This is a genomic window from Acinetobacter sp. YH12140, assembly GCF_013418475.1.
GTDB classification, from domain to species: domain Bacteria; phylum Pseudomonadota; class Gammaproteobacteria; order Pseudomonadales; family Moraxellaceae; genus Acinetobacter; species Acinetobacter amyesii.
In genome coordinates, this window is sequence record NZ_VPBZ01000011.1 from 77,299 (window position 1) to 102,485 (window position 25,187).

Consider the following 25,187-nt stretch of genomic DNA (forward strand, 5'->3'; position numbering starts at 1 on the left):
CTTAAGGTCCCATCTTTATAAGGTCGCATCTTTCTGTGCACTGCTACTCTCGGTATTTAGGGTTTGATGCAGGCTCGTCGCCTGTGGCAACCAGACTTTAAATTGTGTGCCTTCACCTTCTTTCGAATTCACCACAATTTCACCCTGATTTAAGTCCACAAAACGTTTACAAAGGACTAAACCCAACCCCGTACCACGTTCTCCTGCCGTACCTTTAATACTAACCGTCAGTTTTTGCTGAAATAAATCATCGATCTGAGCTTGGGTCATCCCCAATCCAGTATCTTGAATAGTGAATACAACCCGTTCTCCATCTCGATCGGCTGAAATCGTCACCACACCTCTACCATCGGTATGGGTAAATTTCAATGCGTTTGACACCAAGTTTTGCATCACTGATGTGATCATATTGATATCTGCATTGACTTTAATACCTTCAGGCACGGCATTGATCAGTCGAATATTTTTCTTCACAGCCAAGCTATTTAAGACATCACTGACGATTTTTGCAGACTGATGTAAATCAAAATTAATCGGGTGATAAACAAAGCGACCACCTTCTGCCATGGCCCAGTTCAACAGGCTTTCTAAGAGGTTATACGTCGATTGTGTGGTGTCATATAAATAGTCTGCAATATTTTGCACACTCGAATCATCTAAGGTATGACGCTCCTGTGCCAAAACTTCAGAAAATCCAAGTAGACCATGAAAAGGTGCTCTTAAATCATGCGCAATAATTTGGAAAAATTTAGTCTTACTAAAATTCAGTGCCGACTGCTGTTCATAGGCTTCTTTTAATTCGGCATTTTCAACACGAAGTTGAATAATATTGACTAGACTTTGTACAAATTCTTCAACGATCTTTAATTGTTTGGCTTCAAATGCAGTGACTTGATCATCGAATAAAATAACTTTACCGATAGATTCTTGATCATATTTTAAATCGAAAGCGACTAAACGCTGATGCCCTAATCCAAGTTCTTGCATATAGTCGGAATAAGCTTGGTAATTTTCAGCGTCTCGGTCTATACGAGAATGTTCAGCAAAAAACTGATCTAGACGATCATCATCAGCTTCGGCCATAAAGGCCTTAAATATGTGCTCTGACGCATACCATATATAAGGTTCATTTTTAAATGCGAGGACAGCATTATCGACTTGCACAATACCACGCGCGAACTTTAAAAATTCTGCAATGCGGTTGTCGTCCGTATAAACCCCCATCAATAAAGACAAACGACAGGCAGTTAATAATTCGGTTTGTGTACCAATATCCAGTAAACGTAAAGCCATCCCGTTGCTCTCCTCAGGGTTTATCTTAAAGATAAAAACCAACTGTTATGTTCAAGATTAATAGCAAAAATACCCCAAACACTCAATAACAAAACCCAACAAAAAGACAAACATCATTTACGAATGCGCTATTTAATCGAACTTTCATCCAATTAGAAAATAAAAATATCTATAAAGAATATTACATTAAAGGTAAAACAAAAATTAAAACAATAAAATTAGAAACTTAAATTAATTTAAATTTTATTGACTGTTTATTTTAAATCGCACTTTTCGCGTTTTATTCAAACTAAAAACATGACCAAAAGAAATATTCATTTACATAAGACCTAAAAAACTGGGTTTAATTTTCTTTAAATACATCACAAAAAATAGTGAGTTTTATGACTATTCTATGACCAGATTACTCATCAGGATGCTCGTTTCAGTCAGCTACACTAAATGAATCTATTATTAATCCTTTCTATTAGACTAATTTATTAGTTTTTATCAGTTGTGTGTGTCATTTGAGCATTAAACCATACTTGCTCGCTTTTACTTTATTAAACTGAGCTAAACATTCGTTTCATGCTTCTACTGCACATGAACTCATTCACCCAAATGACTGAAGCTGAAAAAATGCCATGCCTTATTCATCAGATATATAAGTTATCGCATAAACATTCCGCGACCGTTCAAAGTCAAACGGAGCATCAAACTCACGTCATTCTTTAATAAAGTCCCCAACCCTGACTAATTTTTGAACTTCCGCACCAAATCTACATCTAAAAGTTAAGGCATTCGGTTTGACCTATCAAACGCTTTGCTTTACAACTAAAACTTGAACGAGCCATAAAGAACAGATCAGCCCCCAAAAAATGATATAAATTTAATTGTTCAATAGCTTTAAGCTATGAATAACAAGCTTTCAATATTTCCCTTCTCGGTTTTGCGCTAAAATTGGGCGTCAAACTGCACTTCTTTTGTATCATTTTTCTACGAAATGACCACATCACAGGATCTTGCGTTGACTGAAAAGCAATGAACCCCGATACTTTCATAGTTTTATTTAAGCAAATCGGTTCATAGAGGCGAGCCACAAGCTCGAACCTCAAAGACACAATCTAAAGCAAGGGGCTATATATGGCTGGTGGAAAGTCAACTATCATCTACACACTGACCGACGAGGCGCCATTATTGGCGACTTACTCTCTGCTGCCGATCATTGAAACCTTTACTAAACCTGCTGGCGTTGAAATCGTTAAACGCGATATCTCAGTTGCAGCACGTGTACTCGCTGAATTTTCAGACTACCTAAGCGAAGAACAAAAGGTGCCAAATAACTTGGCAGAGCTTGGACAATTAACCCAAGATCCAAGCACAAACATTATCAAACTTCCAAACATCAGTGCTTCAGTTGGCCAATTAACTGCTTGCATTAAAGAATTACAGTCTAAAGGTTTTGCAATTCCGAACTACCCAGAAAACCCAGCGACTGAGGAAGAAAAAGAAATCAAGGCACGTTATAGCAAATGCCTAGGTTCTGCTGTAAATCCTGTACTTCGTGAAGGTAACTCTGACCGTCGTGCGCCTACTGCAGTAAAAAATTACGCGAAGAAACATCCGCACTCTATGAGCGAATGGAAACAGTGGTCACAAACTCACGTTTCTCACATGGACGAAGGTGACTTCTACCACGGCGAAAAGTCTATGACTTTAGACCGCGCTCGCAATGTAAAAATGGAATTGATCACTAAGTCTGGTGAAACTATTGTTCTTAAGCCTAAAGTTGCGCTTCAAGACGGCGAAATCATCGACTCAATGTTCATGAGCAAAAAAGCACTTTGCGACTTCTATGAAAAAGAATTAGATGATTGTAAAGAAGCAGGCATTTTGTTCTCTCTACACGTAAAAGCGACCATGATGAAGGTGTCTCACCCAATCGTTTTCGGTCACTGTGTGAAGATATACTACAAAGATGCATTCGAAAAACACGGCAAATTGTTTGATGAGTTAGGTATTAACATCAACAATGGTATGTCTGGTCTTTACGAAAAAATTGAAACTCTTCCGACTTCTCTTCGTGAAGAAATCATTGCTGACTTACATGCTTGCCAAGAACACCGTCCTGCACTTGCAATGGTTGATTCTGCAAAAGGCATCACTAACTTCCACTCACCTAATGACGTAATTGTAGATGCATCTATGCCTGCAATGATCCGTGGTGGCGGTAAAATGTGGGGTGCTGACGGCAAACAGTACGACTGTAAAGCTGTAATGCCTGAATCTACTTTCGCGCGTATCTACCAAGAAATGATCAATTTCTGTAAATGGAATGGTAACTTTGACCCACGCACTATGGGTACAGTTCCTAACGTTGGTCTGATGGCGCAAAAAGCGGAAGAATACGGCTCACACGACAAAACTTTCGAAATCGCTGAAGCGGGTGTTGCAAACATCACTGACCTTGAAACAGGTGAAGTGTTGATGTCACAAAACGTGGAAGAAGGCGATATCTGGCGTATGTGCCAAGTGAAAGACGCTCCAATCCGTGACTGGGTGAAACTTGCTGTGACTCGTGCACGTAACTCAGGCATGCCTGCGATCTTCTGGCTTGACCCGTACCGTCCACACGAAAACGAACTCATCAAGAAAGTTCAAACTTACTTGAAAGAGCACGACACTACTGGTTTAGATATTCAAATCATGTCTCAAGTACGTGCTATGCGTTATACACTTGAACGTGTTGCTCGCGGCCTAGATACAATTTCTGTAACTGGTAACATCCTACGTGACTACCTAACAGACTTATTCCCGATTATGGAATTGGGTACTTCTGCGAAAATGCTTTCTATCGTGCCTCTAATGGCTGGTGGCGGCATGTACGAAACTGGTGCGGGTGGTTCTGCGCCTAAACACGTACAACAACTTGTAGAAGAAAACCACTTACGTTGGGATTCTTTAGGTGAGTTCTTGGCGCTTGCTGTTTCTCTAGAAGAAATGGGCATCAAAGAAAACAACGCGAAAGCGAAACTTCTTGCAAATACGCTTGATGCTGCGACTGGTAAATTGCTTGACAATGACAAGTCTCCATCACGTCGTACTGGCGAACTTGACAACCGTGGCAGCCACTTCTACCTGGCTAAATACTGGGCTGAAGAACTTGCTGCGCAAGACGAAGATGCTGAATTGAAAGCGAAGTTTGCTCCTCTTGCTCAAGCACTTGCTGAAAACGAAGAAAAAATCGTTGCAGAACTTGCTGAAGTTCAAGGTAAAGCCGCGGACATCGGTGGTTACTACGCTGTAGATACAGCAAAAGTAAATGCTGTAATGCGTCCAAGCGCAACTTTAAATGCTGCTCTTGAAGCTGCTCAATAAGTTGATGCAAAACTAACGCAAGTTAGTGATGTAAAAAAACCAGCGCGAAAGCGCTGGTTTTTTTGTGACAAACTAATAATTTCAAAATTGCTTATCATTCCGACTCAATAGAATTATAGTTCTAGGTTTTTCCATTGCTTTATATTTTTCATCAGCTTCTTTTAATTCTTTAACAAAATCAAATGCACTTTGCAGTTTATCCTCCAATACCAAGCATAAAAGCGCCAATGCAATCAAAATAAAAGAAGCAAAAATAAATACGATATTAATAATAAATTGAACACCTATAGAATTAATTACCCCCCATAAAAGCATCCCTCCTATAAAGGCAAAAATAAAATATCCAGCTATAAACAAATAGCGCCTAGGAGTTGAACCAAGATTCAGGAAAGGTTTTATTAATAAATCTTTCGACAAATCCAAGGTTTGTCTTTTCTTATAAATAATGTATTGAACGCCATCGTCAAATAACAAAATCATACGATCAAAATTAATTAAATAATTCTGATGAAGCTCTATTAGCCTATTGACTAAGTTATGATCCACATTTGGACTTTTAGCAAGATCCTGCGCCGCCCTATCCAAAACAAGCTGATTTGTTTGTCCACGCTCATAATACTTTTCAAAATATTGGACACTAGAAGCAAGCCTATCTGAAATTTTCTTATGTTTTAAACTTGTAATTTCATGTCTTTTTAAAAATAACGTAATAATAGTTATAAAAATACCTGCGATAGGAGCTATAAGCTTCCAATCAATTTCCATTTATGCATCTCAACATAATAAATTTAGATAGATACATGATTTAACATTAGTTTTAAACGATGAAAAGCCTTTCTCATTTATAATTTTTTAATTAACAGGCAATAAAAAACCCCAAGTCTTAATAAGCTTGGGGTCTTTTAGAATTTTGGTCCCGAGGGTCGGACTCGAACCGACACATCATCTCTGATAGTGGATTTTGAATCCACCGCGTCTACCAATTTCACCACCTCGGGAAGGTGTTGAAACGTATAATAAACTGTTTCAAAAACTTGTCAACGCATGATGTTCTCATTTGATTAAAAATAAACCGTATAAGAATTTTTAGATGGATAATCCATCAATTTCAGCGTTAAAACCCAAAAAAGCTTATACTAAGCCAAATTTCATTATCCCCTTTTCAGATTTCTTAACATGCAACTTTCTGACTTTAACTTCAATCTCCCCGACGAACTCATTGCCCGCTATCCGCTTGAAACACGTAGTGCATCACGCCTACTCCATCTCGACCTGAATGGCGAATATCACGACCATCATTTCACTGACATTCTAGACTTGCTCAATGAAGGTGACTTATTGGTACTAAACGATACCAAAGTGATGAAAGCCCGCTTGAAAGGCAAACGAGCAACTGGTGGTGCAGTTGAAGTCTTGGTTGAACGTATTCTTGACCCGAAAACCGCACATTGCCACATTAAAGCCAGCAATACACCTAAAGAAGGTGCGGAGTTATTTATTGGTCCAGACGAAGTTAAAGTGACCGTTCAAGGCCGTCATGAAAACTTATTTGTTGTGGAATTTTCACAGCCTATTTTACAAGTTTTAGATTTATACGGTGCTTTACCGATTCCACCTTACTTTAACCGTGAAGCAGAAGCGATTGATACCGAACGTTACCAAACTGTTTTTAACGATCCGACCAAATTGGCTTCAGTTGCAGCACCAACAGCAAGCTTACATTTTGATGAAGCGCTACTCAAAAAATTGGCGGACAAAGGCGTAAATAAAACCTTTGTTACCTTGCATGTGGGTGCAGGTACATTCTTACCCGTACGTACCAATGACATTGAAAATCACATCATGCACAGCGAATGGTGTGACGTATCAGAAGAATCTATGGCTTTAATCCGTGAGACAAAAGCACGTGGCAATAAAGTTATTGCTGTCGGTACTACAGCGACTCGTGCGACTGAAAGTGCAGCTCAAGCCAATGGCGGCGAACTCAAGGGTTGGACTGGTGATACACAAATCTTTATCTACCCAGGTTATGAGTTCAAAGTAGTCGATCGTTTAATTACCAACTTCCATTTACCTGAATCTACATTGCTCATGTTAGTGTCAGCGTTGTCCAGTCGAGATAATATTTTGAATGCCTATCACCATGCCGTCGAAAGCCAATATCGATTCTTTAGTTATGGTGATGCGATGTTAATTGATAATATTAACCATCAATAACCATGCGATGACTTAGTCCCCATGCCGATCGATTCTGTAAAGCACTCCATCCATATTCGTCGTAAGAAGAATGCTGTAGTTTTTCAGAATATCGCTCGGCTTTGGGATATAGGCCGAAACGCAAAAACTCACCAAGAACTCCTCGATGGGCTGCATCCATGGAATGCACCCATTACGCTCAAATTTGAAAATTTACTCCCCTTAGCTTTAGCTGCGCTGGGTATCGGCTTCATGCTGTTTATTGTGATTCAGCCCGATCATGGCTGGGCACAGCTCTGCTTTGCTGCGGGGGTGGCCATGGTGTTCTGGGCTTATATCAGCTATGAAAAAGATGATCCGCTCGAAGAAGTTATTGCGTTTTTAGAAACCGAATGCATTGCCAGAAAATACCAATTAGCTTTTAACCGACAGCCTCAATACATTTCAATGCCACTGAATAATCTGCAATTTATTGGCAATCTTAAACGCATGTTCCCCGTGTTTAAGCAAGGCAGCCTTTTGAATGATATTCAGACCTTTGCAAGCACCGTTTGGGAAGATGAAAATCAGCAACAGCATCAGGTCATGGTCTTTCATTATCACTATGTAAATGAACTGAAGGTACGTGACAAAGACGGTGATGAAGTCACGGTTAAAGAAATTCATAAAGACCTGTGGGGCATATTTGTTTTTGATATTGGCATCCATGGACTTGCCGTATCTGCAACAGGCAAAAACTTTGGCTATCCTTATAGTTTTCCTTGGCACAGCAGCGACATTCAAACCAATCAAAAATTAAAGTTTTATGGCGAGAACCAAATGGAAATCGCTAAATTGCTCAGCCCGGGCTTTGTCCTCCGACTAGCGGATTTTTTTCAAAACCGTGAAGGTGATCTGCTATTTCATCCGAGCCACCGCATAATGTGCTATCTTGGCTCTACAGATTTATTTAAAGTCAGTAGTAAAGCAAAACGAATTAAGGATGTTTCGGCATTGCGTGGACATCTCAGAACCTTTAAATTAAATGCTTTAGAAAATTTGAAAAACGACTTAACGCAGTTTTTAAAATAGATTTCATATAATAATGTTTTAAATTACGACCTTTTATCTTGAGGATAAAATTTTATGGGGCTTTTGATCTTTGTTTTAATCATCATTGCATTGGTGATTGGTGCAATCATGATTCGCAACAATATTGTCCGACATCACAATGCAACCATTCGTGCATGGTCAGATGTAGCCAGCTATGAACGTCAAAAAATCAAAATTTTAGATGGATTACAGCCTTTGGTTGAGCAATATTCCAATTTTGAACAAGGGACTTTGGCAAAAGTCACTGAACTCCGTCAAAACATTATGAATTTGAACGTAAACAGTACCGATGTCAGCCAATTACAGCGTATTGAAGCCTTAAATCAAGATCTAATGCGCAGCCTGAATGTTGTGGTTGAAAACTATCCAGAGCTTAAAGCCAATGATATTTATCTGAAAATGATGAATGAAATTGAAGAACAAAACGAAAATGTCGGTGCGGCGATTACTATTTTTAACCGCAACGTTGAGTTGTTCAACAACCACATTCAAGTGTTTCCTAACAATATTATTAATACGCTATTGCTGAGTAAAAAAGCGGTTCGCCCTTTCCGCGATCAAGCTGCCAGCCAAAATTTTGATTATCGTCCGAACTTTTAAGTTCGGGCTTTAACGTACCAAAGTAAAAAAATAATGATGAGGTGATCAAGCACCTCCAAAACTAGAAAGAAAAATAAAATATGCACAATCAAATTAATGCACTAAAAAATGTGCTGATTCAGGCGTTTTTCAAACTCTATGAACAGCACCAGGACGACCATATTTACGCATGTACGTTGGTCTTCAATTCCTATTTATCCATGGATTATATCGCTGTCTCTACGCAGCGTAGTATTTTTGCCGAAGATGAAGATTCTGCTCAATATCTTGCAGCGCATGATCGATGGAATGTGTCGAAATGGCGCTATCGTAGCCTACCGTCTTTAAGTCAAGACTTGGCGCAGTTTAAACTAACATCTGTAAATGAAGTGGGTCTTTTAGACCTTGATCCATCTTCGATCGAAAGCATAATAAAGTCTGAATCGGCTAACCATCTTTCAATCTTGCTCAATGCCATACAACAAACAAAAGTCGACTTGGCTCAGTCCTATGGCATTGAATTGGACAATATTCTGTTTTTTATCACGGTGCCGACACAGCCCGAAATAGAGATTTATTCAGCTCAGGTTTTAAATCCTCCAAGTACACAACTTGACGATTTTCTTAAATCCAAACAACCGCTCAAACTCGACAGCTTACCTAAACGTATGAAGCTGTCTCAGTATGATAAAGACCTGCTGATTGATTTAGCACAAATCGTTGAAATACAACCTTATAGCTATTTACATGTTGCCAATGAAGTCTATCTTTTAAGCTTAGAAAAAAGTTATGCAACCACGAACCCCTATATTCAAAAGCTCATTGACAGTATCGTAGCCATGACATCGGACCCGAAAGGCACATTTGCGATGGAAAAAGAAGAAATTTTGCAGCGAATTAACCAGTTTTATTTTAATGCCAAGAGTTCAGATGAAGCCTTGTCACAAGAAGCGATCTATAAATTTACAGACTTAACACCCGACAAAGCTAGCGTTTAACCGCAGAATCAAGGAAAATAGAGCACTTTTAGCACTCTTACCATCAGCGAACTGTTTTTTCGCCTTGATCTGGACCTTGTATGAAGTTTGAAAAATTGGCGCAATCGGGCCGTGCTCGTCGCGGCCGTTTAACCCTTGAACATGGTGTTGTTGAAACACCTATGTTCATGCCTGTCGGTACTTACGGTACTGTAAAAGGCATGCTCCCACGTGACATTAAAGAAATTAAATCCCAAGTTATTTTGGGCAATACCTTCCATTTATATCTACGTCCAGGCCTAGATGTTATTCGTGAACATGGTGGCTTACACCAATTCATGAAATGGAATAACCCGATTTTGACAGATTCAGGCGGTTTCCAAGTCTTCAGCCTTGGCGCTATGCGCAAAATTAAAGAAGAGGGCGTGACTTTCCGCTCTCCGATTGATGGCTCTAAAGTCTTTTTATCTCCTGAAATTTCGATGGATATTCAGCACACGCTGAATTCAGACATCGTGATGATTTTTGATGAATGTACGCCTTATCCTGCGACACATGAAGAAGCGCAAAAATCATTGCAGCTTTCATTACGTTGGGCGAAACGTTGTAAGACTCAACATCATGACGTGCTGAAAAACCGTAATGCACTATTTGGTATTATCCAAGGCGGCATGTATGAAGATTTACGTGATGAATCTTTAAATGGTCTGAAAGAAATTGATTTTGATGGTTATGCCATTGGTGGCTTGTCTGTTGGCGAACCTAAAGAAGAAATGATCAAAGTATTGGATTATCTTCCAGAGAAAATGCCTGCGGATAAACCACGTTACTTGATGGGTGTCGGTAAACCAGAAGATATCGTAGAAGCAGTTCGTCGCGGTGTCGACATGTTTGACTGTGTGATGCCAACACGAAATGCACGTAATGGTCATTATTTTGTGACCAACGGTTTAGTGCGTATTCGCAATGCCAAATATCGTCATGATCAAAGTCCGCTTGACCCACATTGCGACTGTTATACATGTACAAACTTCACCAAATCTTATCTCTTCCATCTTGAGAAGTGCGGCGAAATGCTCGGTTCGATGCTCGGTACTATTCATAACTTACGTTATTACCTACGTCTGACTGAAGCGATGCGTGATGCTCTCGATCATGGCACTTTTGATGAGTTTGTTGAAGACTTTTATCGTCGTCGCGGCATGGAAGTGCCACCTTGTCCTCAAGATTAATTCTTTCAGCATTTGCGCTGAAGAAAAAGACAAGGTAAATTGCTGAACAAGTCCAATTTATTTATCAAAGTATTGATAACCAGTTTTTTTAGTTTAGGAAAATGAAATGAGCCTTTTTATTTCTACTGCTCACGCAGCAGGTGAAGCTGCACAGCAACCAAGCATGATGGCAAACCTGTTGATGATTGCGGTATTTGTCGCAATCTTCTACTTCTTGATCTGGCGCCCTCAATCAAAACGTGCAAAAGAACATCGTGCACTAATTGAAAGCCTAGGTGTTGGTAGTGAAGTTGTTTTTGCGGGCGGTTTAATGGGTAAAATCACGAAAATCGAAGGTGATTTTGCAGTTGTTGAACTGAACCGTGGCGTAGAAGTAAAAGTACAACGCGCAAGTGTGATTTCAGTTCTGCCTGAAGGCACTCTAAATAACCTTTAATCAAAAAATAAGTCGTGCACCCGCACGGCTTTTTTCATTTTAAGAAGAAAACGAATGCGTTACCCAGCATGGAAATATCTACTGATTCTAGTGGTACTAGTCATCAGTACATTATATGCCCTGCCAAGTTTGTATCCTGATGAACCTGCTGTTCAAATTTCAGGTGCCAAAGCCGGTACCCAGATTGATCAAAGCATCGTACAAAAAGCAGAGCAGATTTTAAAATCTGAAAATATTGCCAGCCATGACAATAGCTTCACCAATAATGCCGCTTTATTACGTGTTGATTCGAGCGAACAACAATTAAAAGCAAAAGAAGCACTGCGTCGTGGGCTCGGTGAAAATTATGTCGTCGCACTGAACCTTGCGCCTACTACGCCAGAATGGCTACAAAAAATTGGTGCTAAACCAATGAAGCTAGGTCTGGATTTACGTGGTGGTGTACATTTCCTACTTGAAGTGGATATGGATAAAGCCATTTCACAACGTATGGAAACGTCTGCGGCTGACTTACGTCGCCAACTTCGCGACAATAAATTAAAATTCAATAGCTTATCTTTGAACAACAACACCATTACGATGCAATTTGCAAATAATGATGATCGTTCTGCAGCTATGGATTTCCTTCGTCGTAACGGCAATGAATATACTCAACAAGCGGTTGCAACAACTGAAGGTTCAACACTACGTTTAAGCTACACAGATACACGTAAACAAGAAATTCAGTCTTATGCTGTCAACCAAAACTTAACAACTTTACGTAACCGTATTAACGAGTTAGGTGTAGCGGAAGCATTAGTACAAACTCAAGGTAGCAATCGTATTGTGGTTGAATTACCGGGTGTGCAAGATACTGCTGAAGCAAAACGTGTACTTGGTCGTACTGCAAACCTTGAGTTCCGCTTAGTTTCTGACTTAAATGATCAATACATCGATCCATACACAGGTCAAGCCAAAGGCTCATTACCGCCGGGTACAGAAGCTTTTGCTTATGAATCTTTGGACAGTGGTCGTCAATTATTGCTTAACCGTAACCGTATCTTAACGGGTGAACGTGTACAAAACGCGTCATCAGGTTTTAGCCAAGATACAGGTGGTGCTGAAGTAAACATTACGTTGGACACTGCAGGCGGTAAGTTGATGTCTGAAGCCACTCGTAATGCTGTAGGCAAACGAATGGCTGTTCTGTTCATCGAGAACAAACAAAAAATTAGTTATGTTGCTGATCCTGCAACAGGTACACAAACTGAAGTTCGTACACCTTATACCGAATCTGTGGTCATCAATGCGGCAACGATTCAAGCCGTATTGGGTTCCCAGTTCCGTATTACTGGTCTAGATTCACCTCAAGAAGCGTCTGAACTTGCATTGATGTTACGTGCAGGTGCATTAGCAGCGCCAATGTACTTCGTTGAAGAACGTGTGATTGGTCCGAGTCTCGGTCAAGAAAACATCGACAAAGGCGTATTATCAACTCAAATCGGTTTCTTATTGGTTGCGATTTGGATGGTGGTCTTCTTCCGTGTGTTCGGCTTGATTGCCAACTTTGCACTCGTGGTTAACCTTGCCATGATTTTAACCATCATGTCTTGGATTGGCGCGTCCCTCACCCTTCCGGGTATTGCAGGTATCGTAATTACCATTGGTATGGCGGTCGATGCCAACGTACTGATCTGTGAGCGGATACGAGAGGAAATTAAATGGGGTGCCTCGCCGAAACAGGCGATTGTTGCGGGTTATGATCGTGCGTATAACACCATCTTTGACTCCAACTTAACCACATTCTTGGTTGCTTTCATTCTGTTCGCAATTGGCACAGGCCCAATTAAAGGCTTCGCGGTTACCCTAATGATTGGTATTGTCTGCTCAATGTTCACAGCGATTACCGTGACACGTGCAATCGTACAAATCATTTATGGTAAAAAACGTAACCTGAAGAAGTTGAGCATTTAGGAGATCGAAGATGACTGAAAATACTCAACCGAAACAATACGGCCGTCCGGATAACGAGCACATTATTCCCTTTATGAAGATTGCCAAACCGGCAGCCTTGATATCGATTATCTTAACGCTCGCAAGTATCTTTTTTATTTGCACCAAAGGTCTAAACCTCGGTTTGGACTTTACTGGCGGTGTAGCAGCAGAGTTGAACTATAGTCAACCAGTAAAATCTACCGATGTGAGCTCAGCGCTGACAAAAGCTGGTTTTAAAGATCCTGTAGTACAAACTTTAGGATCTGACCGCGACCTGATGGTTCGTATGCCAGTTCAAAAAGACATTGAAGCTGAAGACTTAACCAAAGCCATTACGACTGCCGCTCAATTGCCGGGCAATAAAGCAGAAGTGCATAAAGTCGATGTGGTGGGTGGTCAAGTCGGTAATGAACTCTACGTGCGTTCTGCGGGCGCTGTTGGTCTTGCCCTACTGCTCATGCTGGTTTATGTCACTATTCGCTTTGAGTTCAAACTTGCGATGGGCGCTGTACTGTCTTTATTCCACGATATCGTGGTGACCATTGGTATCTTTGCTATGATGCAGTGGCCGTTTGACTTAACAGTTTTGGCTGCGCTACTCGCGATTATCGGCTTCTCGCTCAACGATAACATCGTTGTATCTGACCGTATTCGTGAAAACTTCCGTAAGATTCGCGGTGCTGAACCTCTTGAAGTTGTGAACAGTGCTTTGACTGAAACACTTCGCCGTACCATTCACACCTCTATGACACTGTTATTGGTTGTTGTAGCGATGATGGTACTGGGCGGTGATGGTCTGAAATGGTTCTCTGTTGCAATGTTTGTTGGTGTATTTGTGGGTACATATTCATCAATCTACATTGGTACAGCCTTCGCGCTATGGCGTGGTCTAAACCGTCAAGACTTCATTGTACAAGTGAAGCCTGAATTTGAAGAAGAAGAGATTCCTTAAAATTTTCAACTTTGATTTCAGATCAAAACCCATCTTCGGATGGGTTTTTTTATGCTACCAATTTAAATAAATGAGCTAGGTAAGATCGCAATAATAGGATGTAATTTTTCAATATCGGATTGCTGGAATTCCACCTGTCGTTTTTGGTCTAGACTTACAAATTGCCATGTATCATCTGTTTGCTGTATCACGTTTAAAATTAAATTTAAGCCATTTCGCAAATATACACAGGCTAGATCCGCTCTCTCTACCCCTCGCCGTTCATCACAGACCACAAGCCAACCCTCTTGTAATACAGGGGCATAATACGATGCTGTGATGCGAATCAAATACAGGTCTTGAGTGTTTTTAAATAATGCTGAATATTGAGATGAATCATTTGAAATCAATTTTAACGAAAATGCCTGTGTCTCAACCACCTGCATTTCAAAAAGGACCAAGCTTGCTTGTTTCTTAGTGCGCTTATCTTGCTCTATAAACTGAACTTCATAATCCAAACTTCCCTTTATGAGTCCCAATTGTGACTCTAACTCACGTGCAAATTTCTCTCCAATCTGCCGATGACTATTTAATAATTGGGAAATTAAAGGAACTGCTAAGCCAAAATGTTCACACACGGCTTTGCCATTTTTAAAAGAGCCTGTTGCCACCCAGTGGTCAATGGCTTGTGTTAGATTCTGTCGACGCTTTTCAAAAAGCTCTGAAGGCAGCATAAGCATTCAATTTTATAATTTCTCTCCCCCAATATAATAAAAAACCCGCACGCAGCGGGTTTTTTATACAGCTTTATTTTTAGCTACCTTGTACCAAGCGACGTGCGCTGATAATGCCTGGTTGTTGCTCTAGACGTGCCAACAGTTTCGACAACTGCGCCAAGCCTTTCACTTCAATCAACAGCTTCATATTGGCAATACCATCACTCTCGGAAATGGTATTCACCTGACGAATATTGATTTGGTCTGAGAAAATCACTTGAGTCAGATCTTTAAGCAAACCACGACGGTCATAAGCTTCCACCACGATTTGCACACTTTGACCACGAGTTGGCTGCATTTCCCAATCCGCTTCAACCGCACGTTCAGGCTCTTGCCCAATCATACGGATATAATCCGGACATGCGACCTTATGGATACTTACGCCACGATTCAGGGTGATATAACCAGCAATCGATTCACCATGCACAGGCTGACAACACTGAGCAATGTGTAGTTCTACATTGTCCAAACCATCAATCAAAATACCATGCGCCGAAAGCGTATGACTTGCACGTGGGTTCAAGGTTGGTTTTAACACCAGTTCAGGCTCATCCTGATCGAGGTGCATATGACGGTTAACCTGATTGATTAAAGCATGCAAGCTAATGTCACCACTCACCAAGCCAATCAATATATCTTCACCCAATTTCACATTAAAATGATTGCAGTAATCATTCAAATCGATACTTTTCGGGTGAATCGCCAAACGTGACAATTCTTTATTCAGAATCTCACGTCCCACTTCCAAGTTTTTACTACGGTCTTGCTGACGGAACCAATGACGCAACTTGTCACGTGCACGAGCCGTCTTGATATAACCCAGCGAGTTCACCAACCAATCTCGGTTCGGTTCACGATCTTTCTTGGTTAAAATCTCGACCTGCTCCCCAGTTTTTAGGGTATAGGTTAAAGGTACATAACGTTGGTTCACCCGTGCTGCATAGCACTTGTTGCCCACTTCAGTATGCACATGATAGGCAAAGTCAAGCACGGTCGAACCGCGTGGTAATTCTTTGATATCACCATCACGACTAAACACATAGATTTTCTCAAAATCTTCAAACTCTTGGATTTGTTCGAAGTTTTCAGAATCTTCATCTTCTTTATGTGCGCTGGCATCATTTCGTTCTTGATAATGTTCAAGCACTGCACGCAAAGAATGTAAGCGATGATTAAATGAATAATCTGTGGTTTTAGAGCCTTCTTTATAGTTAAAGTGCGAACACACCCCGAGTTCAGCTTCTTCGTGCATATTATGCGTACGAATTTGCACTTCTAAAGATTTGTTCTCTGCAATCACGGCCGTATGCAGTGAGCGATAACCATTGGCTTTCGGGTTGGTAATATAATCATCGAACTGATGCGGAATATGACGCCAAATCTGATGGACGATCCCCAGTGTGTGATAACACTCAGGTACATTATCCACCAAAACACGAACCGCTCGAATGTCATAAAGCTGATCAAAGCTCAGGTTCTTACTCTTCATTTTTCGATAAATCGAATAAATGTGTTTCACCCGACCATTAATCTCGGCCTCAATGCCATGATCTAATAGTTCTTTACGCAACTTTTCTGTAACGAACTGAATATATTGTTCACGCTCTAAACGTTTTTCATTCAGTAAAGAGGCAATTTCTTTATAGCGTTCAGGTGCTAGATAACGGAAAGCGAGATCTTCAAGCTCCCACTTAAGCTGTGCAATCCCTAAACGGTGCGCGAGCGGCGAGTAAATGGTTAAAATTTCTCGTGCGACACGCTCTTGACGCTCTTTGGTTGAATGCGCTAACTCACGTAATGCATAGGTACGTTCAGAAAGTTTGATTAATACAACGCGAACATCTTCGGTCACCGAAATCAGCATTTTATAAATGCCGGTCAAATGTTCACGCTGGTTATTATTAAAATGATCTTCTAGACGTTTATTTTGCTCAATCAGGTCAGACAACTTACCCATGGCAAGCGTGCCTTTCACCAAAGCATGCACTTGATCGCCAAATTTGCTTTGGACTTCTTCTAAACTGGTTACGCCTTCACGAACACTTCGATACAGCATGGCTGCTGATAACGTATCTTCATCCGCATACAGATGAGCAAGAATATCCGCCATTTCAATACCCGTATAGAAGGTATTCGAGCGATGGTTGACCGTTGTTTCAAGTTCATTCTGTAAGGTCAGATGTGCAACTTCTTCGAGTTGCTTTAGAGGAGCCCCGTCAAACATGCCACTCACACGCTCTAGCCATTCAGCCAAATCATGCTGTGCTTGCTCGGCATGTTCTACAGTCGTTTCCTGTGACAACTCATTGAGACGTCCAGGTAATTGTTCACGTACTGTGACCATACCCTACTCCTAGTTTTCTACGCTTCATAACTTTTAATCGTTTATCTGATTTTCTTTTTCGAACAAAGCAATCGATTCGACATGCCCTGTATGGGTAAACATGTCCATGACACCCGCTTTTTTCAAACGGTAGCCTTGTTGTACCAGCATTCCAGCATCGCGTGCTAGTGTTGCAGGATTACATGACACATAAACGATTCTTTTTGCACCAAATTTGGGCACATAACGCATTATTTCTTCTGCACCAGAACGTGGTGGGTCTATCAATAATGCATCAAATCCTTGTTTTGCCCAAGAATGATGCGAAAAATCTTTTGTTAAATCTTGTGAATAAAATTTCAGTTGCGAAAGGCCATTGTTTTGTGCATTTTCTGCACCACGCTGAACCATTTCTTCACTCCCTTCAACTGCAATGACTTGACCCGTTGAACCCACACATTGAGCAAGTGGTAAAGAAAAGTTTCCTAAGCCACAAAACAGATCTAGAACTCGCTCACCTTGTTGTAACTGAAGCAATTCACATGCCAGTTTCACCATTTGCGGATTAATCGTGGAATTCACTTGCGTGAAGTCTTGAGGATTAAAGCCAAATTCCACAGCAAAGTCACTTAGACCATAGTGCAGACGCATCGGTGCATCGGGATGATCCACGCGATGTAAGCTGTCTGGCCCTTCAGGTTGCAAGTACAGTTGCCACTCTTTATGTAACGCAAATTTTACTAATTGGTTGACATCTTCCGCGCAAAGTTCCGCCGTATGACGAATTAGGAGGGCAATTTCTTGATCTCCCATGGCCAGTTCCATATGCCCAATATCTGCTTTACCTTGCAGACTTTGTAACAATTGTTTGAGTGTGGTGATGGAGCCAAACTCACGATCCAACACCATACAACGGTCAATCGAAGTCAGTTTATTTGACTGGCTTTCACGAAAGCCAACCACAAGCTTATCTTTTGCAGGTAGGTAACGCACACCAATACGTGCTTTGCGACGGTAGTCTTCACGCAATGAACGTAAAGGAGCTAACCATTGATCAGGTTGTATCCCAGCAAAATGTTGCAAATGTGATTGTAAAACATCTTGTTTTAAACGAATTTGCTCGTCGGGATGAATATGCTGCATGCTACACCCACCACAAACCCCATAATGTGGGCAGGCCGGTTTAACCCGTAGAGCAGACTCTTCACTCAGTAATTCCAGACTGTCTGCTTCTTCGAGACGCTTAACGACATTAGTAATACGCGCACGCACCGTTTCACCCGGCAAGGCATAACGGATAAAGACTTTCTTACCGTGTTTTTCTGCAGGATGATCTGGATGCGTCCCAAAGTGCGCTATGCCTCGCCCCTCATGTGAAAGCGATTCAACCTGAAATGTATAAATGGGTTGTTGGGCTTTTTGGGGTTTGGCTTTGTGTTTCATGCGTACCTAATGTGTGGAAGATGGGAAATCAGATTGGGTGAATTCGGTACGTTGCGAGGTTTGCTGCCATACCAATAAAAAGTCAGCGTGTTGCGGCTGAGTTTGTAAATATTGAATCGTACTTTGAATCAAGTGCTGATGATCATTTAACAATAACTGTCCTTTCAGCAACAGCCAGCGTAAATAAATCAACCATGTATTGAGCACATCACCTTCACAGTAGCTGGTCAGTTCCATCCACTGTTGTTCACGCACATATTCAGGCACATGGTAGCCACCATCACCACGTTTACCGGGGAAACCAAGTAAATGTGCTGCATCGTCGAGCTTTTGAAAATGACGACCATGGAACATGGCCATGACATCCATCAAATCTACATGACGATGATGATAACGATTCTGGTAGTTATTATAGCGCTTTTGCGTATCAATCTCGCCCTGATCGAACAAACTTGGTGCAGATAGTCCGTGATACATGGCACGGAACAAAATCACAGGCAAATCAAACTGTGAACCGTTCCAACTGACCAAGGTCGGATGACGCTTTTCAAAAATAGAAACGAATTTTTTTAAAATTTCAGCTTCGCTATTGTCTTCACGGCTAAATGAAAACAACTTCATGCCCTTTTCATCAATCCATAGTCCAGAGATACAGACAATTTCATGCAAGGCCAAACGCTGAAAATCCGTGCCCGCCTCTTGGCGACGCAGTTTAGTCAGCGCAGCATCTAGATCCACCTCAGGCAGATCCAGTCCATACAAATGCGCACCTGACTTCAAATCTGTCAGTGTTTCGATATCAAAAATTAAAACAGGTAAACGCATAAGTACTCACCAGTGCCGATCGGCCACTGTAATTATTCAGGATCAACAACAGAGAATAGACCAGTAGACAAGTATCGGTCACCACGGTCACATACGATGCAAACAATCACGGCATCCGGATTTTCTTCAGCCAATTTAACTGAAGCCCATACCGCACCACCCGATGAGGTACCTGCACTGATACCTTCTGTACGTGCTAAACGACGAGCTGTTTTTTCCGCTTCAATTTGCGGAATATCCATAATGCGATCAACACGTGAAGGGTCAAAAATCGTAGGAAGATATTCTTGTGGCCAACGGCGAATACCGGCAATGTTTGAACCTTCAGACGGTTGTAAACCAACAATTTGAATATCCGGATTTTGTTCTTTTAAATATTTCGAAATCCCCATAATGGTCCCGGTGGTTCCCATTGAGCTGACGAAATGTGTAATTTTACCACCTGTTTGTTTCCAAATTTCAGGCCCAGTAGTAAGGTAATGTGCTTCCACATTGTCTGGGTTACCAAACTGGTTTAGGACTAAACCTTTGCCGTCTTTTTCCATTTGAAGGGCAAGATCACGTGCTTCTTCCATGTTTTCTGATTCGATCAGTTCAGCACCGTAGGCACGCATGGCATCTTTACGCTCTTGGCTAGAACTTGCGGGCATGATCAAAGTCATTTTATAGCCACGCATTGCTGCAACCATGGCTAAAGCAATCCCCGTATTTCCGCTCGTCGCTTCAATCAACGTATCACCCAGTTTAATCTGACCACGCTTTTCCGCTTGCATAATCATGTTATATGCAGGGCGATCTTTGACCGAACCCGCTGGGTTATTGCCTTCTAACTTGGCTAATACTGTTGCTTGAGTATGACTTGCCAGACGCTGTAAACGCACTAACGGCGTGTTGCCGACGTAATGGTCTAATAAAAAATCGTCTGCTTGAAAATCAGGGGTTGTATTACTCATTATTCACACCTATATCGAGGTGCGCCTATTGTATGAAAAAATGCCTTTGCCTGCACCCATTTGCCTCGCTTTTTCGCGAAAGTGATTAAAGCGCAATCAGTTTTAAATAATCCATGCTAATATTCGGGGCATAAGGAATAAACTGCTTAAACCATGTCAAATATCAACAAAAAGCTTTTTAAACGCCTACACTTAAATCATGCCTATGGTCAGTTGATTGCACTTATTTTTGTGCCGATCACCATTTTGGCCTGTGTCGGTGCAATGTTGGTAATAACAGAAACCTCCAATGCAGCCAAAGCACAACAAAAACAAATGGCTGTCGCGATCCTGACGCGCTATCAACCCACGTCAGAATCTGCCATAGAGTTACTCAACCATTATCCGTGGCAGTTTGATCAAGCTCGTAATGCCATGCAAAGCATGTTGAACGAAAAACATTTGATTCGTGCTGCGATTATAGATTTCAAAGGCAATAACCGCCTGAGCATTGGCTTTCAAGATCAAGATATTTGGCCTGCTTTAAACAGTAAAGCGTCTTTTATCGGACCGATTGCACATCAGGGCAACCATATTTACGCCCTGAAAATTTCAGACTCAACCCAGACCCCAGCATGGTTAAGCATTGAACTGGACAATCAACCGCTGCAAATTGCCCGCTATCGCGTGTTAATCGTGTTGATTGCAACGGGTTTATTGACGCTCTTATTACTTTTGCTGTGTTTGAATTTTTATTCACGTCGTTGGATCGCACCAATGTACGAAATTCGCATGCAGTTACAACGTTTAAATGCCGACACTCTAGATCAGCACATGATCATTAACAGTACTGGAGAACTCCGGTTATTACAGCGTGATATAGCCAATGTGGTTAAACGCTTACATTTCAGTTTCTTAGAGCTACGTGAACATACCGAACAAACGGAAGATGACTTAAGACGCACGCTTGATACTTTAGAAGTGCAAAATATTACCTACCGTCAAGCACGTGACCAAGCAATTCAAGCCAACCAATCAAAATCGGTGTTTTTGGCCAATATTTCTCATGAACTGCGCACACCGCTGAACAGTATTGATGGCTTTATTCATCTTTTACTGCGCCAAGGCAACCTCAGTAATGAACAAAATTTATATCTACAAACGATTCGTAAATCTTCTGCGCATTTATTGGCTTTAATTAATGACGTGCTTGATTTCTCGAAAATCGATGCAGGCAAACTAGAACTCGAAACTGCGCAATTCGACTTAGAAGAAGCCGTCTTTGATGTGATGGATATGTTGTCGCCATTGGCAGCACAAAAACACATCGATATGACCTTCTACTATGCGGACAATGTGCCGAAATTTGTGGTTGGTGATGTCCTACGCTTCAAGCAAATTTTGACCAACTTAATTTCAAATGCAATTAAATTCACTCCAGATGGTGAAATTATTGTCCGTGTCCGTATGGAGCATGATGACATCGGTCAATGTCTGCTGCACTTTAGTGTGCAAGACAGTGGTATCGGCCTAAGCGGTACCGACCGTAAGAAACTGTTTGAATCCTTCTCGCAAGGTGATGCATCTGTGACCCGTCAATTTGGTGGTACAGGTTTAGGTCTTGCCATCTCCAAACAATTGGTCAGCCTGATGCATGGACAAATTGGTTTTGAAGATAACCAAGAACGTGCCCCAACAGAAAAAGGCTCAACCTTCTGGTTTACTGCGCGCTTTATGGTCGATGATGAAATTGAAATTGTGCATCCACAATTTAGCAATCTCCAAGTCGTTTCCTACTTGGCACATCCAGCAACTGCCAATGTCCTACGTCATTATTTAGAAAATTATGATGTTGAACATATTGAAACGCAGTCAATCCTAGATTTATTTAGTCGCCTCAATCAGTTGCAAACCAATGAAAATACTTGGTTGATCGTCGATCATAGCGGCGACTCTGAAGCTTTACTGAAAGAAATTCGTCATCGTTATAGCGGTAACTTAGCGGTTTATGGCTACCAAATGATGCTCGATCCAAACATGTTGAACGAGTACCGTGCCCGTCCATTGCATCAACCACTCAGCCGTACAGCGCTGATTCAGTTGTTGAGTAATGAGCCGTGGTTTGATCAAGAGCAACATGAAGAATTTAATGGTCAAGGTCTGCATATTTTGGCAGTCGACGACCATTTACCAAACCTGATTGTGCTTGAAGCCCTGCTCTCTGAGTTAAATGTTAAAACCACTAAGGCTTTGAGTGGACAAGAAGCCATTGAAATCATTCAGGCTCGCCAAGAGCAAGGTTTGGCAGCTTTTGACCTCATCTTTATGGATATTCAAATGCCTGTGATGTCAGGTGTCGATACCACGCGTGCCATTCGTTCTCTTGAGTCGACTTTTGAAAATCATAAGCGCCTTCCAATTATCGCTTTGACGGCACATGCGCTCTCTGATGAAAAACAAAAGCTCCTACAAAGCGGTATGGATGACTATGTCACCAAGCCTATTCAAATGGATCAAATTATTCAAATCTTGACCCAATGGACTACCGATAACTTTAAGAAAGTGCCCGTTTTAGAGCGAAGTTCGGTGATTGAAGCCCTAGAGCCAAGTATTTTAGATTGGCAGCAAAGCTTGCAGTTGGCCGCGAATAAAGAAGACCTTGCGGTCGATTTACTGAAAATGCTCGTCGATAGCTTTGAACAAGAAATCCATGAAATGGCACAGCTCATCGAAGATGAAGATTTTCCACAATTAGAGCATGTGCTACATCGGCTTTATGGCGCAACCCGCTATGTGGGCGCTCCGACCCTCCAAGAGGTTTCAGGTCAATTTGAGCAATTTGTATCGACCTTACGTAAGGAACGCCGTAAAGCGGATGATGCTTTTGTTCAAGAAACCCTGAACCGTTTTGATGAGTTAAAAAATGTCATGGGGCAAGTTGAACACGCAGCTCAACAAATCTTAGCCAAACAAAATAATTAAGCGCAGTCCGACTAAAGTCAGTGCCGTCCAGCTTCTGTTGTGACTGCACTGTCATGTATCCTGTCAGGGTGCATGCTATGCTCGGGCGCAGTAACAACAAGAGTAATTACCATGACTTTATTACGTGTAGAAAAAAATAATGGCATTGCAACGGTTTACTTAAACCGTCCAGAAAAACGTAATGCAATGAGCTTTGCATTGCTCAAAGAATTGGTCAGCACCGCTGAAAAATTAAAAAAAGATCGTAGCTTACGCTGTGTCATTTTAACGGGTGAAGCCAATGTATTTAGTGCTGGCATTGATTTGGCTGACCTGAATGATCCGAAAAATCGTGCCTATGCTGCGTGGGAACTGTTAAAGCCCGGTCAAAGTTTATTTCAAAAAGCCTTTCTGATTTGGCAGCAACTTCCTGTTCCCGTAATTGCAGCACTTGAAGGCTTTTGTTTTGGTGCAGGCATGCAACTTGCCTTGGCTGCCGATATCCGTATTGCCCACCCGAAAACGCAAATGTCAATTATGGAAAGTCGTTGGGGCTTAGTCCCTGATATGGGCTTAACTCGCTCACTCAAAGGTGTGATAGGACTGGATTTAGCCAAAGAATTAACCTTAACAGCACGTATTTTTGACGCAGAATATGCCAAGGAAATTGGATTGGTGACACATTTAAATGAACAACCTTTGCTTCAGGCGCAGCAGTTAGCCGAAGAATTATCACAACGTTCTCCAGATGCCTTGGCAGCGGCAAAACAAGTGCTAGATGCCATGGAACATAGTCCAAAACGATCTTTACGCTTAGAAAAAATCTGGCAATTAAAATTACTGCTCGGCAAAAACAGCCAATTGGCACGTAAAAAAGACAAGAACCCAGAGGTTCAGTTTTTACCACGCCAATATAAGTAAAATAGTCACACAGGATAGATTGAGTACAGCACATGGCGTTTGATCGTAATACAAAAATTGCATTTCTAGGTATGGGGCTGATGGGTAGCCGTATGGCCACGCGTCTCATTCAGGCAGGATTTGAAGTAGCGGTGTGGAACAGAACTGCTGCTGCGTGTGATGAGTTGATTGCGATTGGCGCGACAGCGCTTCAATTGGAGAAGATTGCCCATTATCCTGTGGTTTTATCTTGTCTCGCAGACGATGCTGCTGTTGCCGCGGTATATGCAAGCATCGAAAATCATTTAGCGGCAGGACAAATTATTGTCGATTTTTCGAGTCTTTCTGTGAATCAAACTCATCAATTGGCTCATGCTGCAAAGTTACAACAAGTCACTTGGATTGACTCTCCTGTTTCGGGGGGCACAGCAGGCGCTGAGCAAGGCACCTTGGTCATCTTTGCCGGTGGTGATGCTGAAACGATTCAAGATTTGAGTCTGATTTACAATGTTTTATCTCAACGTGTTACCCGCATGGGCGACTCAGGTACAGGTCAAGCCACCAAAATTTGTAATCAGCTGATCGTCGCTGCCAATAGCACGTTAATCGCAGAAGCTGTCGCACTGGCCGAGAAATCAGGTGTAGACACCACGTTATTAGCACCAGCACTTGCCGGTGGTTTTGCAGATTCAAAGCCTTTTCAGATTTTAACTCCACGTATGGCAACGCATCAGTTCGAGCCCGTGCAATGGAAAGTTCAAACTTTATCTAAAGACCTGAATAATGCAGTCCAACTGGCTGCCCAGTTTGAATTAAGCATCCCTGTTGCCAGCCTTGCTTTATCGCAACTCAAAGCCCATCAGGACAATGGTTTTGCAGAAAAAGATTTAGCCACCATCATTCAACATGTCGAACAAAACTAACAACTCCCACTTTAGAAGTAAATTGCTTCAAGGACGA

The 25,187-nt window shown here is 41.6% G+C and carries 19 protein-coding genes and 1 tRNA gene; 12 read left to right on the forward strand and 8 right to left on the reverse strand.

Annotated features, from left to right (window positions below):
* Positions 1 to 15 precede the first annotated feature (15 nt).
* Positions 16 to 1,293: a sensor histidine kinase KdpD gene (locus tag FTU75_RS15885; protein ID WP_180066678.1), complete on the reverse strand. Its 1,278-nt coding sequence runs from the start codon at positions 1,291 to 1,293 to the stop codon at positions 16 to 18.
* Between the two features lie 1,122 nt (positions 1,294 to 2,415).
* Between FTU75_RS15885 and FTU75_RS15890 the strand changes: the two genes are divergently transcribed.
* Positions 2,416 to 4,650 carry an NADP-dependent isocitrate dehydrogenase gene (locus FTU75_RS15890; protein ID WP_180116406.1) on the forward strand — a complete coding sequence of 745 codons (2,235 nt, stop codon included), beginning with the start codon at positions 2,416 to 2,418 and terminating at the stop codon, positions 4,648 to 4,650.
* A gap of 81 nt (positions 4,651 to 4,731) precedes the next feature.
* Here FTU75_RS15890 and FTU75_RS15895 read toward each other — a convergent pair whose 3' ends face one another.
* Positions 4,732 to 5,415, reverse strand: a complete 684-nt coding sequence (locus FTU75_RS15895) for a hypothetical protein (protein WP_180116407.1) — start codon at positions 5,413 to 5,415, stop codon at positions 4,732 to 4,734.
* 146 nt (positions 5,416 to 5,561) lie between these two features.
* Positions 5,562 to 5,648 (reverse strand) — tRNA-Leu (locus tag FTU75_RS15900).
* A 178-nt stretch (positions 5,649 to 5,826) separates the two neighbouring features.
* Here FTU75_RS15900 and queA point away from each other — a divergent pair.
* The 8 genes from queA (at position 5,827) to secF (ending at position 14,088) form a co-directional block, all read left to right on the forward strand.
* Positions 5,827 to 6,867: a tRNA preQ1(34) S-adenosylmethionine ribosyltransferase-isomerase QueA gene (gene queA, locus FTU75_RS15905; RefSeq protein WP_180108091.1), complete on the forward strand. Its 1,041-nt coding sequence runs from the start codon at positions 5,827 to 5,829 to the stop codon at positions 6,865 to 6,867.
* 21 nt (positions 6,868 to 6,888) lie between these two features.
* A complete protein-coding gene (locus FTU75_RS15910) occupies positions 6,889 to 7,917 on the forward strand; it encodes a hypothetical protein (RefSeq protein ID WP_180116408.1) in 1,029 nt (342 codons plus the stop codon).
* 54 nt (positions 7,918 to 7,971) lie between these two features.
* Complete coding sequence (locus FTU75_RS15915) at positions 7,972 to 8,538, forward strand: LemA family protein (protein ID WP_078191268.1); 567 nt, start codon at positions 7,972 to 7,974, stop codon at positions 8,536 to 8,538.
* An 80-nt stretch (positions 8,539 to 8,618) separates the two neighbouring features.
* Positions 8,619 to 9,515 (forward strand): DUF4303 domain-containing protein, encoded by an 897-nt coding sequence (locus tag FTU75_RS15920; protein ID WP_180116409.1) that lies wholly within the window; start codon positions 8,619 to 8,621, stop codon positions 9,513 to 9,515.
* 80 nt (positions 9,516 to 9,595) lie between these two features.
* Positions 9,596 to 10,726, forward strand: a complete 1,131-nt coding sequence (tgt, locus tag FTU75_RS15925; RefSeq protein WP_180116410.1) for a tRNA guanosine(34) transglycosylase Tgt — start codon at positions 9,596 to 9,598, stop codon at positions 10,724 to 10,726.
* A gap of 106 nt (positions 10,727 to 10,832) precedes the next feature.
* Positions 10,833 to 11,162, forward strand: coding sequence for a preprotein translocase subunit YajC (yajC, locus tag FTU75_RS15930; RefSeq protein ID WP_078191271.1), 330 nt, complete (start codon positions 10,833 to 10,835; stop codon positions 11,160 to 11,162).
* Positions 11,163 to 11,216: 54 nt separating this feature from the next.
* Complete coding sequence (secD, locus tag FTU75_RS15935) at positions 11,217 to 13,115, forward strand: protein translocase subunit SecD (protein ID WP_111885819.1); 1,899 nt, start codon at positions 11,217 to 11,219, stop codon at positions 13,113 to 13,115.
* A gap of 10 nt (positions 13,116 to 13,125) precedes the next feature.
* Positions 13,126 to 14,088: a protein translocase subunit SecF gene (secF, locus tag FTU75_RS15940; protein ID WP_180065629.1), complete on the forward strand. Its 963-nt coding sequence runs from the start codon at positions 13,126 to 13,128 to the stop codon at positions 14,086 to 14,088.
* Positions 14,089 to 14,150: 62 nt separating this feature from the next.
* On the opposite strand, the gene FTU75_RS15945 is transcribed toward secF, so the two are convergent.
* The 5 genes from FTU75_RS15945 to cysM all read right to left on the reverse strand — a co-directional run bounded on the left by FTU75_RS15945 (position 14,151) and on the right by cysM (position 20,387).
* On the reverse strand, positions 14,151 to 14,801 hold the full coding sequence (locus FTU75_RS15945; protein ID WP_180116411.1) for a hypothetical protein: 651 nt from the start codon (positions 14,799 to 14,801) through the stop codon (positions 14,151 to 14,153).
* 79 nt (positions 14,802 to 14,880) lie between these two features.
* Positions 14,881 to 17,187 (reverse strand): bifunctional (p)ppGpp synthetase/guanosine-3',5'-bis(diphosphate) 3'-pyrophosphohydrolase, encoded by a 2,307-nt coding sequence (locus tag FTU75_RS15950; protein ID WP_078191275.1) that lies wholly within the window; start codon positions 17,185 to 17,187, stop codon positions 14,881 to 14,883.
* Between the two features lie 33 nt (positions 17,188 to 17,220).
* The gene (gene rlmD / locus FTU75_RS15955; protein WP_180116412.1) at positions 17,221 to 18,609 is read right to left on the reverse strand and encodes a 23S rRNA (uracil(1939)-C(5))-methyltransferase RlmD; all 1,389 of its coding nucleotides are present in this window, start codon (positions 18,607 to 18,609) and stop codon (positions 17,221 to 17,223) included.
* A gap of 6 nt (positions 18,610 to 18,615) precedes the next feature.
* Positions 18,616 to 19,434 (reverse strand): 3'-5' exonuclease, encoded by an 819-nt coding sequence (locus FTU75_RS15960; protein ID WP_180009011.1) that lies wholly within the window; start codon positions 19,432 to 19,434, stop codon positions 18,616 to 18,618.
* Between the two features lie 32 nt (positions 19,435 to 19,466).
* Positions 19,467 to 20,387, reverse strand: coding sequence for a cysteine synthase CysM (gene cysM, locus FTU75_RS15965; protein ID WP_180055878.1), 921 nt, complete (start codon positions 20,385 to 20,387; stop codon positions 19,467 to 19,469).
* Between the two features lie 153 nt (positions 20,388 to 20,540).
* Here cysM and FTU75_RS15970 point away from each other — a divergent pair, with 153 nt between their 5' ends.
* The 3 genes from FTU75_RS15970 to FTU75_RS15980 all read left to right on the forward strand — a co-directional run bounded on the left by FTU75_RS15970 (position 20,541) and on the right by FTU75_RS15980 (position 25,150).
* Complete coding sequence (locus FTU75_RS15970) at positions 20,541 to 23,348, forward strand: ATP-binding protein (protein ID WP_180116413.1); 2,808 nt, start codon at positions 20,541 to 20,543, stop codon at positions 23,346 to 23,348.
* Positions 23,349 to 23,459: 111 nt separating this feature from the next.
* Positions 23,460 to 24,248, forward strand: coding sequence for a crotonase/enoyl-CoA hydratase family protein (locus tag FTU75_RS15975; RefSeq protein ID WP_180116414.1), 789 nt, complete (start codon positions 23,460 to 23,462; stop codon positions 24,246 to 24,248).
* Between the two features lie 32 nt (positions 24,249 to 24,280).
* Positions 24,281 to 25,150: an NAD(P)-dependent oxidoreductase gene (locus tag FTU75_RS15980; protein WP_180116415.1), complete on the forward strand. Its 870-nt coding sequence runs from the start codon at positions 24,281 to 24,283 to the stop codon at positions 25,148 to 25,150.
* Positions 25,151 to 25,187 lie beyond the last annotated feature (37 nt).

What these genes read in the sequence shown, in the direction of transcription:
- FTU75_RS15885 (WP_180066678.1), bottom strand. Translation starts at nt 1,293, where the DNA reads ATGGCTTTACGTTTACTGGATATTGGTACACAAACCGAATTATTAACT.
- FTU75_RS15890 (WP_180116406.1), top strand. Translation starts at nt 2,416, where the DNA reads ATGGCTGGTGGAAAGTCAACTATCATCTACACACTGACCGACGAGGCG.
- FTU75_RS15895 (WP_180116407.1), bottom strand. Translation starts at nt 5,415, where the DNA reads ATGGAAATTGATTGGAAGCTTATAGCTCCTATCGCAGGTATTTTTATA.
- queA (WP_180108091.1), top strand. Translation starts at nt 5,827, where the DNA reads ATGCAACTTTCTGACTTTAACTTCAATCTCCCCGACGAACTCATTGCC.
- FTU75_RS15910 (WP_180116408.1), top strand. Translation starts at nt 6,889, where the DNA reads ATGCCGATCGATTCTGTAAAGCACTCCATCCATATTCGTCGTAAGAAG.
- FTU75_RS15915 (WP_078191268.1), top strand. Translation starts at nt 7,972, where the DNA reads ATGGGGCTTTTGATCTTTGTTTTAATCATCATTGCATTGGTGATTGGT.
- FTU75_RS15920 (WP_180116409.1), top strand. Translation starts at nt 8,619, where the DNA reads ATGCACAATCAAATTAATGCACTAAAAAATGTGCTGATTCAGGCGTTT.
- tgt (WP_180116410.1), top strand. Translation starts at nt 9,596, where the DNA reads ATGAAGTTTGAAAAATTGGCGCAATCGGGCCGTGCTCGTCGCGGCCGT.
- yajC (WP_078191271.1), top strand. Translation starts at nt 10,833, where the DNA reads ATGAGCCTTTTTATTTCTACTGCTCACGCAGCAGGTGAAGCTGCACAG.
- secD (WP_111885819.1), top strand. Translation starts at nt 11,217, where the DNA reads ATGCGTTACCCAGCATGGAAATATCTACTGATTCTAGTGGTACTAGTC.
- secF (WP_180065629.1), top strand. Translation starts at nt 13,126, where the DNA reads ATGACTGAAAATACTCAACCGAAACAATACGGCCGTCCGGATAACGAG.
- FTU75_RS15945 (WP_180116411.1), bottom strand. Translation starts at nt 14,801, where the DNA reads ATGCTGCCTTCAGAGCTTTTTGAAAAGCGTCGACAGAATCTAACACAA.
- FTU75_RS15950 (WP_078191275.1), bottom strand. Translation starts at nt 17,187, where the DNA reads ATGGTCACAGTACGTGAACAATTACCTGGACGTCTCAATGAGTTGTCA.
- rlmD (WP_180116412.1), bottom strand. Translation starts at nt 18,609, where the DNA reads ATGAAACACAAAGCCAAACCCCAAAAAGCCCAACAACCCATTTATACA.
- FTU75_RS15960 (WP_180009011.1), bottom strand. Translation starts at nt 19,434, where the DNA reads ATGCGTTTACCTGTTTTAATTTTTGATATCGAAACACTGACAGATTTG.
- cysM (WP_180055878.1), bottom strand. Translation starts at nt 20,387, where the DNA reads ATGAGTAATACAACCCCTGATTTTCAAGCAGACGATTTTTTATTAGAC.
- FTU75_RS15970 (WP_180116413.1), top strand. Translation starts at nt 20,541, where the DNA reads ATGTCAAATATCAACAAAAAGCTTTTTAAACGCCTACACTTAAATCAT.
- FTU75_RS15975 (WP_180116414.1), top strand. Translation starts at nt 23,460, where the DNA reads ATGACTTTATTACGTGTAGAAAAAAATAATGGCATTGCAACGGTTTAC.
- FTU75_RS15980 (WP_180116415.1), top strand. Translation starts at nt 24,281, where the DNA reads ATGGCGTTTGATCGTAATACAAAAATTGCATTTCTAGGTATGGGGCTG.